Source organism: Hymenobacter jejuensis (assembly GCF_006337165.1).
Classification (GTDB): domain Bacteria; phylum Bacteroidota; class Bacteroidia; order Cytophagales; family Hymenobacteraceae; genus Hymenobacter; species Hymenobacter jejuensis.
In genome coordinates, this window is record NZ_CP040896.1 from 1,034,325 (window position 1) to 1,047,351 (window position 13,027).

12 protein-coding genes are annotated in these 13,027 nt (G+C 54.0%); 2 read left to right on the forward strand and 10 right to left on the reverse strand.

Going from position 1 to position 13,027, the window contains the following annotated elements; translation table 11 throughout:
* Positions 1-2: 2 nt before the first annotated feature.
* The 10 genes from FHG12_RS04035 to FHG12_RS04080 all read right to left on the reverse strand — a co-directional run bounded on the left by FHG12_RS04035 (position 3) and on the right by FHG12_RS04080 (position 10,290).
* Complete coding sequence (locus FHG12_RS04035) at positions 3-947, reverse strand: ABC transporter ATP-binding protein (RefSeq protein ID WP_139514505.1); 945 nt, start codon at positions 945-947, stop codon at positions 3-5.
* A gap of 110 nt (positions 948-1,057) precedes the next feature.
* Positions 1,058-1,675 (reverse strand): hypothetical protein, encoded by a 618-nt coding sequence (locus tag FHG12_RS04040; RefSeq protein WP_139514506.1) that lies wholly within the window; start codon positions 1,673-1,675, stop codon positions 1,058-1,060.
* Positions 1,675-2,175 (reverse strand): RNA polymerase sigma factor, encoded by a 501-nt coding sequence (locus FHG12_RS04045; protein WP_230471283.1) that lies wholly within the window; start codon positions 2,173-2,175, stop codon positions 1,675-1,677. Before FHG12_RS04045 ends, FHG12_RS04040 begins: the two co-directional genes overlap by 1 nt.
* Positions 2,176-2,350: 175 nt before the next feature.
* Positions 2,351-3,490, reverse strand: a complete 1,140-nt coding sequence (gene dnaJ, locus FHG12_RS04050; protein WP_139514507.1) for a molecular chaperone DnaJ — start codon at positions 3,488-3,490, stop codon at positions 2,351-2,353.
* A 21-nt stretch (positions 3,491-3,511) separates the two neighbouring features.
* Positions 3,512-4,102: a nucleotide exchange factor GrpE gene (locus tag FHG12_RS04055; protein ID WP_139514508.1), complete on the reverse strand. Its 591-nt coding sequence runs from the start codon at positions 4,100-4,102 to the stop codon at positions 3,512-3,514.
* A 188-nt stretch (positions 4,103-4,290) separates the two neighbouring features.
* Complete coding sequence (gene obgE, locus FHG12_RS04060; RefSeq protein WP_139514509.1) at positions 4,291-5,289, reverse strand: GTPase ObgE; 999 nt, start codon at positions 5,287-5,289, stop codon at positions 4,291-4,293.
* A gap of 208 nt (positions 5,290-5,497) precedes the next feature.
* A complete protein-coding gene (locus FHG12_RS04065; RefSeq protein WP_139514510.1) occupies positions 5,498-6,127 on the reverse strand; it encodes an adenylate kinase in 630 nt (209 codons plus the stop codon).
* A gap of 109 nt (positions 6,128-6,236) precedes the next feature.
* Positions 6,237-6,776 (reverse strand): hypoxanthine phosphoribosyltransferase, encoded by a 540-nt coding sequence (gene hpt / locus FHG12_RS04070; protein WP_174805788.1) that lies wholly within the window; start codon positions 6,774-6,776, stop codon positions 6,237-6,239.
* Positions 6,777-6,932: 156 nt separating this feature from the next.
* Positions 6,933-9,164, reverse strand: a complete 2,232-nt coding sequence (locus FHG12_RS04075; RefSeq protein WP_139514511.1) for a sodium-translocating pyrophosphatase — start codon at positions 9,162-9,164, stop codon at positions 6,933-6,935.
* 211 nt (positions 9,165-9,375) lie between these two features.
* Complete coding sequence (locus FHG12_RS04080) at positions 9,376-10,290, reverse strand: M20/M25/M40 family metallo-hydrolase (protein ID WP_139514512.1); 915 nt, start codon at positions 10,288-10,290, stop codon at positions 9,376-9,378.
* A gap of 111 nt (positions 10,291-10,401) precedes the next feature.
* On the opposite strand from FHG12_RS04080, the gene FHG12_RS04085 reads away from it, so the two are divergent.
* The gene (locus FHG12_RS04085) at positions 10,402-11,652 is read left to right on the forward strand and encodes a tol-pal system protein YbgF (RefSeq protein WP_139514513.1); all 1,251 of its coding nucleotides are present in this window, start codon (positions 10,402-10,404) and stop codon (positions 11,650-11,652) included.
* A gap of 9 nt (positions 11,653-11,661) precedes the next feature.
* Positions 11,662-13,026: a hypothetical protein gene (locus FHG12_RS04090; RefSeq protein ID WP_139514514.1), complete on the forward strand. Its 1,365-nt coding sequence runs from the start codon at positions 11,662-11,664 to the stop codon at positions 13,024-13,026.
* The last annotated feature ends 1 nt before the right edge of the window (position 13,027 follow it).

Genomic DNA, 13,027 nt, shown 5'->3' on the forward strand with positions numbered 1-13,027 from the left:
GCTTACAGAAGGGCGTTGGCAGTTTCGAGGGTTTCGGGCATGGTTTCCTGCACCCGGCGAATGAAGATTTCGTTGATGCTAGGGATTTTTTCGCGGAAGGCGTGCACCTCCACGTTGTTAATGAGGTAGCGCAGCAAGTCGTTGGGCGTGGTGTTGTGGTGCAGACGAATCTGGTCGTAGAAGTAGCCGTTTTCGCGCTCTTTGTGGTCCAGCACCTCAAAATCGGGGTGAATGACCATCAGGCGACCTTTGCCTTCTACCTCGTAGGTATTGGTTTTGAAGGTATCCTTGATCTGGGCCACCGGGCCGTCGAGCACCTTGCGTGAGCGATTGATTAGGGCGATGTTGTCGCACATTTCCTCCACCGATTCCATACGGTGCGTCGAGAAAATAACCGTTGCACCCTTCTCCCGCAGCTCCAAGATCTCGTCTTTGATCAGGTTGGCGTTAATGGGGTCGAAGCCGGAAAAGGGCTCGTCGAGAATAATCAGACTGGGCTCATGCAGAACGGTAGCAATAAACTGCACTTTCTGCTGCATCCCTTTCGAGAGGTCTTCCACGTTTTTGGCGGCCCACACCTTAATGTCAAAGCGATCCAGCCAATACTTAATGCGCGCGGTGGCTTCGGCTTTGCTCAGGCCGCGTAGCTGGGCCAGGTAAAGCAGCTGCTCGCCCACTTTCATCTTTTTGTAGAGACCGCGCTCTTCGGGCAAGTACCCGATCTGGGCGATGTGGCTGGGCTTCAGCTTTTCACCGCGAAACCGAATCTCACCTTCGTCGGCTCCCGTAATCTGGGTGATGATGCGAATGAGGGAGGTTTTGCCGGCGCCGTTGGGCCCGAGCAGGCCGAAAATACTGCGCTCCGGAATGTCGAGACTCACGTCGTCGAGGGCAACGTGGTTGGCGTACGCTTTCCGCACGTTCAGGGCTTGGAGAATGTTACTCACGGCTTCTGAGGTAGAGGTTTGATCATGCTAAATGTAGGAAAGTGGCCCGGACTTTCGGGCGCTTTGGAAGGCGGTTGTCGATGCGGGATAAGGGACATAATTCTTGGTCATTAGCTGCTTTGCAATTCCCGTAAGCATTCTTCTAGGCGGTCGAGGTGCTGGCCATAGAGTCGCTGCAGGTACAGCCGCGTTACGCTGGCCACCGGCAGGTAGAGCAGCGCCGGAAGCACCACCACCAGGCCCACCACCAGCGCAAGGCCCGGCAATGTAGTGAGGCTTATGTCGCGCTTGGCAGTTGACGCTACCATCAGCACCTGCACAAAGCCCGTTACCGGCAGCATGGCCAGGGTGAAGCGGAAGTAAAAGCAAATAAGCGCGCGCAGGCCGCTCGCCAATCGCAGCAGGTGGGCGCGCAGGTCGCCAGCGGGGTCATCCATGCGGCGTAACAAATGCAGTTTGCGCCACAAGTACACAATACAGACGCCACCCACCACCACCAGTACCCAGCCTAGCATGCGCACCCAGAACGGCTGCGCTAGCCAAGCTAGCGCCAGAGAGACTAGCAGCACCCCAAAATTCAGGTACAGCTCCAGGCGGGCACTGCGCCGCAGCCGCTCGATGATGCCATCGGACTGCCGGGCCAAGATAGCGTCAAGCTCCTGCTGCTCAATAATTTGGGAGGAAGCGGGTTGTTGCTGCCAGCGCCGCCGCAATTCATGTAGTTCCATTATTGAATGACGCTAAACAGGTGACGTAATTTTTCTTGGATGCGGTGCATTTTCACCCGCACGTTGTTTTGGGTAATCCCCAGAATATCAGCCATTTCCTCATAAGTATGCTCCTCGAGGTAAAGCAGTACAAACGCCTTTTCCACGTCGGAAAGCCGCTCAATTGCTTTGTATAGGGCTTCTATTTCTTCCTCATCGTAGCCACTTTGCGGCGCTTGGGCAACGTTGAGTACTTCGTCGTTCAGCTCATCGGTGCCGGCTGCACGGGTGCGCCGTCGCAGACTGGAAATTGCCACGTTCAGAGCGATGCGATACAGCCAAGTGCTCAGCTTAGCCCGTGGCTCATAGCGCGGATAGGCACGCCAAAGCTGGAGCACGATCTCCTGAAACAGATCTTTGCGGTCGTCGGCGTCCTGGCAATACAGCCGACAAATCCGTTGAATCATCGGCTGATGCCCGTTGATCACGGCAACAAAAGGCTGGGCGGATTCGGGTTGCAAGGGAGGAGTTTCGCCAAAGTTCACTGTATGAATCGCAGGGCACGCGCTCGCATTACAGGGAAATGCTGAAAAATTTTCGGAAAGCTATATTTAAAATAACCCCATTTGAAAGGCACAAAAAAAGCCCGCTCCTTTACAGAAGCGGGCTTTTTACAATTACCTGATTATCAATTACTTATTGAAAGTATTCTTTTACTTTCTCAAAGAATCCTTTTTCGTTTTTGCCGGGGTTCGGCGTGAAGTTGTGCGAATCGCGCAGTTTTTCGAGAAGTTGCCGCTCTTCGTTGCTCACGTTCTTGGGCGTCCAGACGTTGATGTGAATCAGTTGGTCGCCGCGCCCATAGCCGTTTAAGTCCTTGATGCCCTTGCCGCGCAAACGCAGGATCTTGCCGGGCTGCGTGCCAGGGTCAACTTTAATTTTGACCTTGCCTTCGATGGTCGGCACCTCAATGTTCGCGCCCAACGCCGCATCTACAAACGAGATGTATTGGTCGAACATGATGTTGTTGCCGTCGCGCTTGAGAAATTCGTGCGGTTCTTCCTCAATTTGAATGAGCAAGTCGCCGGGCACGCCACCGCGCTCGGGGTAGTTGCCTTTGCCATTCATGCTTAGCTGCATGCCTTCGGCCACCCCCGCCGGAATATTGATCGGAATGATTTCTTCCTGCAACTGTCGGCCTTCGCCGTGGCATACATCGCACTTCGAACTCACGATTTTGCCTTCGCCATTACAGGTTGGGCAAGTAGAGGAGCTTACCATCTGGCCGAGCATCGTATTGACTACGCGCTTCACTTGGCCCTGGCCGTGGCAAGTACCGCACTCTTTCAGGTCAGTGCCGTTTTTGGCACCGGTGCCCGAGCAAGTATTGCAGGCCACGTAGCGCTTCACCTTGATCTTTTTTTCTACGCCGTTGGCGACTTCCTCCAAATCAAGCTTGAGCTTGATGCGCAGGTTAGAGCCTTTTTTTACGCGGCGGCCATTGCCACCGCGGCCGCCACCACCGAAGAATCCTTCGAAGCCGCCGCCGCCGAAAATGTCGCCGAACTGGGAGAAAATATCCTCCATGTTCGGGCTGCCGGCGCCGCCGTTCACACCTTGGTGGCCGAAGCGGTCGTAACGGGCCCGCTTGTCGTTGTCCGACAGGATTTCGTAGGCCTCAGCGGCTTCCTTAAACTTGTCTTCCGAGGTTGGGTCGTCGGGGTTTTTGTCGGGGTGATACTTGATGGCCACCTTGCGATACGCCTTCTTGATCTCCTCCCCCGACGCGGTCTTGGCGACACCCAACACCTCGTAATAATCTCGCTTCGTTGCCATTGCAGTTTGTATGCGCGTCTTTTATTGGCCCAGCACCACTTTGGCGTGCCGGATGACTTTATCACCCAGGTAGTAGCCCTTCTCCACTTCGTCCACTACTTTGCCCTTCAGGTCTTCCGAAGGCGATGGAATCTGCGTGATGGCTTCGTGCAAATCGGGGTCAAAGGCGCCACCTTTGGTTTCCATGCCGGTTAAGCCCTTCTGTTGCAAGGTTTTAACCAGCTTGTTGTAGATGATTTCAATGCTTTCGCGCACCACGTTGGCGTCGTCAGCATCTTTGGTATAGGTACGAGCCCGCTCAAAATCGTCCAGCACCGGCAGCAATGCCACCATCAGTTCCTGGTTAGCCGTCTTGAACAAGTCAGTGCGTTCTTTGGCCGTGCGGCGCTTGTAGTTTTCAAACTCAGCAGCCAAACGCAAGTATTTATCTTTCAGTTCATTAACCTCCGAGCCGGCAGAAGCTTGCGCTTTGGCAGCGTCGTCGGTTTCAACCTCGCCAACTTCTGGAGCGTTGGGCTCTTCGGGCAATTCGCCGGCAATGTTATCGGCAGCAGATGCTGCGGTAGGCTCGGCAGTGAAATCGTCGGGATGTGGAGTTTTATCGTCAGCCATATTCGCTAAAAATCGTCGGAATCGGGTAAATCGGTTAGCCATGGGGCGGACACTAGGGGCACAAGGAACTTGCCAAAGCCCAATTGGCTGTCAATCTGGCACGGAAACCCAAGAAGACTACCGATTAGTTCGGAAAAAGCGACGTGCTTTAGTATAGCCCGGCCTGCCAAGCAGGCCCTCAAGCCGGGTTACTCCTTAGCGTGCAACTCCTGCCAAATCATATCCTTCAGCTGCTGGAGATTCTTGTTGGCTAAGCTGGAAATGAACACGGTGGGCAAATCCTTGGGCAAGGTTTCCCGAATTTCGGCTTCCAACTCGTCGTCGATCAGGTCGGCCTTGCTGATGGCCAGCAAGCGGCGTTTTTCCAGCAGCTCGGGGTTGAACTGTTCTAACTCACTGAGCAGAATGCCGTACTCGGCGGCGATGTCATCGCTGTCGCACGAGATCATAAAGAGCAAAATGGAATTGCGCTCGATGTGTTTCAGGAAGCGCGTACCCAAGCCGCGGCCTTCGGCGGCCCCTTCGATGATGCCCGGAATGTCAGCCATCACAAACGACTGATAATCACGGTAAGCCACCACGCCCAGGTTCGGAACCAACGTAGTGAAGGCGTAATCGGCAATCTTGGGTCGGGCGGCTGATACGACCGAGAGCAAGGTACTTTTGCCCGCATTCGGGAAGCCGACCAAGCCTACATCAGCCAGTAGCTTCAGCTCCAGAATTATCCATTCGTCGATGCCAGGCTCGCCGGGCTGGGCGTAGGTGGGAGCTTGGTTAGTGGCCGATTTGAAGTGATCGTTGCCCAGGCCGCCGCGGCCGCCTGGCGTCAGGATCACGCGCTGGCCGTGCTCTGTGATCTCTACTTTTTTCTCGCCGGTTTCGGCATCGCGGGCGATGGTACCGAGCGGTACGGGCACCACGATATCTTCGCCCTGTGCGCCAGAACGCAGGTTTTCGCCGCCGCCTTCGCCGTGGCCGGCAATGATGTGCTTGCGGTATTGCAGGTGAAGCAACGTCCAGAGTTGGGAGTTTCCCTCTAGAATGATGTGGCCACCCCGACCACCGTCGCCGCCATCAGGACCTCCGTTGGGCAAACCTTTGGCCCGGAAGAAGTGATGCGAACCTGCACCACCCCGGCCCGAGCGGCAGTTGATCTTGACGTAATCGATGAAATTATTGGAAGCCACTGCGTAAAAAATTCTGAAATGTGAATGTAGAAGGCGAAAGCATACCCGCCTCGCTGCAAAACTCTGCACAGAGGGCAAAGCGAAGGACCTTTCTGGATTAGATCACAAATGCCTGATAATCAAGCAGTTATAAAATAATCCAAAAAGGTCCTTCGCTTTGCTTGGGAGGACAGAGAAAAGGACGCCGCCTGTTGGCAACGCCGTAAAGTTACGCCTTTACTTCGTCGGTCGCTTCTTGGCTGTCCGTTACGGAGGTAGCGGCACCTTGGTGACGGTCAATTATGGCGCAAATCTGCCCAAAAATATCTTCGATGGCGCCGATGCCATTAAGGGCGTGAAACTTGCCCTGCGTAGCGTAGTAGCCGGCTACCTGAGCGGTTTCGGTGTTGTACACCGTTACACGCTTCCGGATTTTGGTTTCGTCTTGGTCGTCGGGGCGGCCACTGGTTTTGCCGCGCTCTAGCAGGCGCGTAACGAGTTCTTCCTCATTTACTTCTAGCGCCACCATGCAGGTTACGCCGGTATTGTAACGCTGGGTGAGGGCGTCGAGGCTTTCGGCCTGAGGCACGGTACGAGGAAAACCGTCGAAGATAAAGCCGGCCGCGCTGGTGTTATTGGCTAATTGGCTCTCAATCATACCGATAACTACTTCGTCGGGTACGAGCAGGCCTTCGTCCATCAATTTCTTGGCCCGCAGCCCCAATTCAGTGCCTTGCGCAATCTGCGAACGAAGCAGATCGCCGGTGGAAAGATGCACGAGGTTGTAGCGGGCAATGAGCTTCTGACTTTGCGTTCCTTTGCCGGCGCCGGGAGGGCCAAACAGTACAATATTCAGCATAAAGCGAGGAGTTTCGCGGAGGGAAAAACGGGTGGTTTTGGGAAAGATAACAAATCAGGGCTAAAACGCCACGTACGAAGTTCAGCAGAACTCGGCCGTAGTAACCCGGCTAGAAAGCTTTGTAAACGTCGGGGAAATTGCGGCCAAGGCCATCGTAATCAAGGCCATAGCCCACGATAAATTCGTTGGGAATGGATAGCCCGATATAGCGAATATCCAACTCGTGTTGCAGGCATTCGGGCTTGATGAACAGCGTCGCTACCTCCAGCGAGGCGGGCTGCTTGGCACGCAGCGTCTGGAGCAGGGCGCGCATCGTGTGGCCGGTATCCACGATGTCTTCCAGAATAACGATGTGGCGCCCCTCGATTTCTTCTCGCAGCCCCAAAATCTCCTTTACCTCGCCCGTCGTGCTGGTGCCTTCGTAGGAAGCCACGCGAATGAAAGCGATTTCGCACGGAACGTGCATTTCCTTCATCAAATCGGCGGCAAACATAAAGGAGCCGTTGAGCACAGCCACGAACAGCGGCTGTTTGTCGGCATAATCGGCGTTGAGGCGCGCCCCTAACTCTTGAACTGCGGTAGTGATTTCAGCAGCGGGCAGGTAAGGCGCGAACTGCTTGTTATGCAAAGAGATAGAAGACAAGGGCATCCGAGTGGGGTTGAGGCCTTAAGCGAAAACGTGGCCAAAGGTAGTAGAAAAAAAGCTGCCCCTCCGGCTTGGAGAGGCAGCTTCCAGATGCGAGCTGCTAGTTGGCTACGGCTCGAAGGAGAGCCCAATAGCCAACTAGCAGCGACGAATTTCGGGTTATTGTCTTTCGCGCAACAACATAAATAAGGCTTCGGCGGCTTGAGGGGCCACGTCGGCGTAGCGCACTTTGGGCCGGATATCCAGCTCGTGCTTAGGCAGTTCGACGGGAGCCATGCCCCGCTCGGGAGCGGCGATATGGGGCGCAATAACCAGCGAAACGATGCTCATGAGCTTGATAAGAATGTTCATCGAAGGCCCGGAAGTGTCTTTGAACGGATCGCCTACGGTGTCGCCCGTTACGGAAGCTTTGTGCGCGTCGGAGCCTTTGTATTGCATGGTGCCATCGATCATCACGCCTTTCTCAAACGACTTTTTGGCGTTGTCCCAGGCGCCGCCCGCGTTGCTCTGGAACATGGCCATCAGCACCCCCGAAACCGTCACGCCGGCCAATGTGCCGCCTAACACTTCAGGCCCCATCGTAAAGCCGATGATGATGGGCACAATCAGGGCGATAGCGCCGGGCAGCATCATCTCGCGAATAGCCGCCTGCGTTGAGATAGCCACACATTTCTCGTATTCCGGCCGGCCGGTGCCTTCCATAATGCCTGGAATCTCGCGGAACTGCCGCCGCACTTCCTGCACCATGGCCATGGCTGCCCGTCCTACGGCCGAAATTGCCAGCGCAGAGAAAATGAACGGAATCATGGCGCCCACGAACAGGCCGGCCAGCACGCGGGCATTGCTGATGTCGATGCTGGTAATATTGGCCGTGCCCATAAAGGCGGCAAACAATGCCAGCGAAGTAAGGGCAGCCGACGCAATGGCAAAACCCTTGCCCGTAGCGGCAGTGGTGTTGCCTACGGCGTCCAAGATGTCGGTGCGCTCACGCACTTCTTTGGGCAGTTCGCTCATTTCGGCGATGCCGCCCGCATTATCGGCGATCGGGCCGAAGGCGTCGATGGCGAGTTGCATGGCCGTCGTAGCCATCATACCAGCAGCGGCAATGGCTACCCCGTATAGGCCAGCGCATTCATAAGACAGAATAATACCAGCTGCTAACACAATGATTGGCAGCACAGTAGACTCCATACCGACGGCCAAACCACCGATAACCGTAGTGGCGTGGCCCGTGCTGCTTTGCCGCACAATGCTCATTACCGGGCGTTTGCCCATCGCCGTATAGTACTCCGTGATGATGCTCATCAAGGTACCTACAATCAAGCCTACTACTACTGCATAAAACACGTTCATGGCGTTGAACGTGACGCCACGGATTACCAAATCGCCGTTGGGTAATATCCAGCGGATCAGGAAGAAAGCCGCAACAGCTGACACAATCACGGAGATGTAGTTGCCTAGGTTCAGGGCAGCCTGCACGTTGCCGCCTTCTTTCACCCGCACGCACAAAATGCCGATGAGCGAGGCCACAATGCCCATGCCCGCAATGGCCATCGGCAGCAGAATGGGCGAAAGGCCGTTGAATTGGTCACCAACCGCCACTACTTCCCGGCCCAACACCATGGTAGCCAGAATGGTAGCTACGTACGAGCCAAACAAGTCGGCGCCCATACCGGCTACGTCGCCTACGTTGTCGCCTACGTTGTCGGCGATGGTGGCGGGGTTACGCGGGTCGTCTTCTGGGATGCCAGCTTCTACTTTGCCCACCAAGTCGGCGCCTACGTCTGCGGCTTTGGTATAAATGCCACCTCCAACCCGCGCAAACAACGCGATGCTCTCCGCCCCGAGTGAGAAGCCCGTTAGGACTTCCAGCGCGCGCTCCATTTCGATGCCGTTGGCGCCTCCGTTGTAGCGCAACACAAACATGTTGTAGAAGATAATAAACAACGAACCCAAGCCTAGCACGGCCAAACCGGCTACGCCCATACCCATTACAGAACCGCCTGAAAATGAGACATTTAGCGCTTTCGACAAACTAGTTCGCGCGGCTTGCGCGGTACGCACATTGGCCTTCGTCGCGATTTTCATCCCAATAAAGCCGGCCAAAGCCGAAAATACGGCACCGATAATAAAGGCAATCACGATTACCGGGCTCGACTTTTCGCCCGTGCTGCCCAGGTAAAACAAAAAAGCGCTGGCAATCAACCCAAAGATGGTCAGCACTTTGTATTCCGCTTTCAAAAAGGCGATGGCGCCGTCGGCAATGTAGCCGGCAATGGTGCGCATTCGCTCGTCGCCAGCATCCTGCCGACTAACCCAGCCCGATCGCAGCCATGTGTAAAACAACGCCAATACGCCCAAAGCGGGCACTACGTAAAGAAAATTCGTCATAGAAGGCGGTGGTAAGATGTGGGTGTTTGGATTTTGGAAAGAATTGATTGCTATGGGGTTGTAAAATAGAATTTATTACCTAATCCTCAACCTTTACTTTCTAAAAGCCAAACGCAACGGGCCTACTTTGCCCATGTGCCTGTGGGCAATAAAAAAGGCCGGTTGGGGTTACCAACCGGCCATCAGGCTAGGTTTGTGGAATGGAGTTTGACTATAGCTCGCGCATCAGCACTTGGTAAAGCGCTACCATGCTATCGATGTCGCGTTTGTCGACGATTTCGTCGGGGGAATGTACGTTGTCTTCCGGGGCGCCCACGAAGCACCAATCCCAAGGCTGCGCGCCATGCTGCAACTCCTTGGCGTCGGAGCCGCCGCTGCCTTCTACCTCCAGCTGAAACGGTACGCCCGACTGCTCAGCAACGCGGCGGATGCGCTCGACATAAGCGCGGCGCGGAATAAGGGAGTCGCGCAGGGAAATGGCAACGCCTTGGCCAGGGTGCACACCTTCTGTAACCCAAGTAATGTCCGAAATAAGGGCCTGCCGAACGCCGTAGTGCTCGTGGATGTACTTCGCCAGATACGCCACGGAGCCGCCGCCGTGCTCTTCCCAACAGCTAAATGCGATAATGCCGTTCTCCAACGTCTCGGCCACGCGCAAAGCATTCCAAACCCCAAGTCGGTTATCCAAGTAACAGGATTGCACGGAGCTTTCTGTTTCGCGGAAATCGCACTTGAACGTGAGTTCGGTACCCCGATCGATGTCACGCGTGAACTCATAGCCCAACTCACCGGTTTCTTCCTCAATAAGGAGCGTACACTCAATATCACCCTGAGAATCACGCCCTACCAACCGATAACCGGTTTGCAAATCGGGCCCTCCGATGCGTACCAGCTGTCGACCATACCGAACTGTGAATCCTATGCTATCCAAATGCGCAAAAATAGCCGTCCGCGGCTGGCCAAATATCAAAATAATGCAATCTTGAAATTCCTTACCGGTTACGACTTGTGGCTGCACTCGCCAAGAGGCTTGGTTTTGGTCGATGTAGTTGAGCAAGAATTCCGTTAAAGGAGCCTCGTTCCCGGCAGGAGCCGCTATCTGGCATAAGGTTCGCAAGAGCTGCATTGGGCTTCGGTTAGTTAGCCAAAGCTAGGATAAAAGTTATACTTTAGCTTCTCTGTTCAGTCGCCTTCCAGCACCCGTTACAATTGCTGAGGCCGCTGCCAAACGTCACCCATGACTCTAAAACTCCGATTTGTCCTGTTGCTGGCGCTGATGCCTTTTCTTACGATGGCCCAGGGTACCGACACAGCGCGTAAGGCCCCAGCTCCCATGCGGCACATCGACGTGGACAACGTGGACATTCTGCCTTCGGCCGTTGACACCAAAGGTTGGTTGCTGCTAGACAAGGATATCCAGCTGGAGTTGGAGGGAGCCGTGCAGAACCTCTACAACTTCAAGTACGACAAGGCCGAAAAGCAGTTCCGCTCGCTGCGCCGCCGCTACCCCCAGCACCCGATGCCCTACTTCCTGCTGGGCCTGAGCACTTGGTGGAAGATCGTGCCCACCAACGTCCAGACCAAGCAGTACGACAAGATCTTTTTCGCCTACATGGACACGGCCATCACTAAAGGCGAGCAGCTCTACAAGCGCGACAACAAAAACTACGAGGCCTGCTTTTTCCTGTCTGCCGCTTACGGGTTTGATGCGCGCCTGAACGCCGAACGCAAAAACTGGCGCAAGGCGACGGTCAGCAGCAAGCGGGCCTTGGAATATTTGCAGATCAGCCAAGAAGCCAACGGCTTAAGTCCAGAGTTTCTGTTCGGACAAGCGCTGTTTAATTATTACGCCGTCTGGATTTCGGAAACCTACCCGCTGCTGCGGCCGGTGCTATTGTTCTTCCCCAAAGGCAATCGTGAGCTGGGTTTGCAACAGTTGCGTAACGTGGCCAACAACGGCTTCTACACTGGCTTGGAGGCGAAGTTTTTCCTCATGAAGATTCTGAATAATGAGGAAGAGGACAGCAAGGCCGCAATGCCCATATCTCGTTATCTAGCAACCAATTATCCCGACAACGGCTATTTCCAGCGGTTCTACGCTCTGCTCTGTTTTAATGAAGGCGAACACCGGGAATGCGAACGAGTAAGCCGCGAGATACTAGACAAAATCAACCGGGGCATGCCCGGTTACGAAGCGATAAGCGGCAAGTACGCCACCTACTTCTTGGGGTGGCTCATGGAGTATCGCTACAAAGACATCGAGAAAGCCAAGGATTACTACCAACGGTGCATCGTGTTTGCTGAGAGCACGAGTGAAACTACCGGCGGCTTTTACCTCTACGCTAATCGGGAGCTTGCTCGCATTGCTGATCAACAAGAGGATCCCAAAACCGCGATACGGTATTACAAGGAGGTGCTCGACAAAGCCGACCGCAAATCGGAAAGTTTTCGCGAGGCCAAAGCGTACATAAAGGCTCATAAAAAGTAACCCACCGCGATGGAGCTGCAAGACCTTTTTCTGACGCCTTTCTATTTGGGAATTTTTTATGCCATCGCGTTCGCGGTTCGCAAGAAAGCGACCAATGCCTTTACGCGTAAATATTTCATTCCGGCTCTAACAGCCAAATTTATTGGTGCAATCGCTCTGGGCCTCATTTATCAGTTCTATTATCACGGCGGTGATACTTACAATTACTTCAACCACGTCAAAGTAATTTATAACGCCTTTACTACCTCCCCTTCCGTGGGCCTTAAACTGATCTTCTCCCACGGCGAGTACGATCCCGCAACGGCAAATTATGCTGCTCAAATGGAGTGGTATGGAGCACCTAAGGAGTTTTCGGTGATACGAATCGCCGCTATTTGCGGGCTCTTTTGCTTTAACACCTACACCGTTATTGGCCTTATGTTCGCTGGACTTAGCTTCAGCGGCATGTGGGCCATGTTCTTGACTTTCGTCAAAATCAAACCATTGATTTACAAGAACTTAGCAACAGCCGTTTTCTTTATTCCCTCTGTATTTTTTTGGGGCTCCGGGCTGATGAAAGACTCGCTATGCATGGGAGCTCTCGGTTGGCTATTTTATGCCTTTTACCAAGGAGCCATTCAAAAAAAACGGCCCACCCAATCGTTAATAATTGGTTTTCTAGCAGCCTATTTATTATTCGCCGTTAAGGTATATATCCTGCTTTCATTTTTGCCGCCGGCGTTGCTTTGGGTATTTAATGAAAATAGCCAACGCATCAAAGATCCTACGATCCGGATGTTGGCCAAGCCCATTTTACTTGGCTTGGGCGGGGCAGTAGCCTTTTTTGCTACTACCAGATTAACGGCTGGCGATGCCCAATACGACGTGACCAAAATTGGAGAACGCAGCAAAATCACGGCCGATTACCTTTATCAGGTAAGCATGAATGAAGGCGGCTCTGCGTACCATATTGGCGAGCTCGACGGCACGCTTACTGGCATGGCTAAGCTAGCTCCACAGGCCATTATCGTCTCTTTGTTTCGGCCATTTCTGTTTGAAGCCCGCAACCCCGTAATGCTGCTTTCTGCCATAGAGGCCACGTTTTTTCTATTTTTTACTTTGCGCATATTTTGGCGCGTCGGGGTGGGCAAAACGCTGCGCTATATCAGCAGCACGCCGGTCTTGAGCCTGTGCTTCGTCTTTTCCCTGATTTTTGCCGTGGCTGTAGGCGTATCCACTTCTAATTTCGGAACCTTGGTGCGGTACAAGATTCCACTGATTCCTTTTTATGTGTCGGGGCTATATATTCTTGAGAATATCAGCATACCCAAGAAAACTAAGCGCCCATCGCGGCGTGTGGTAGCTTCCAGGCCGCAGCTAACGCCTGCTTCGTAGC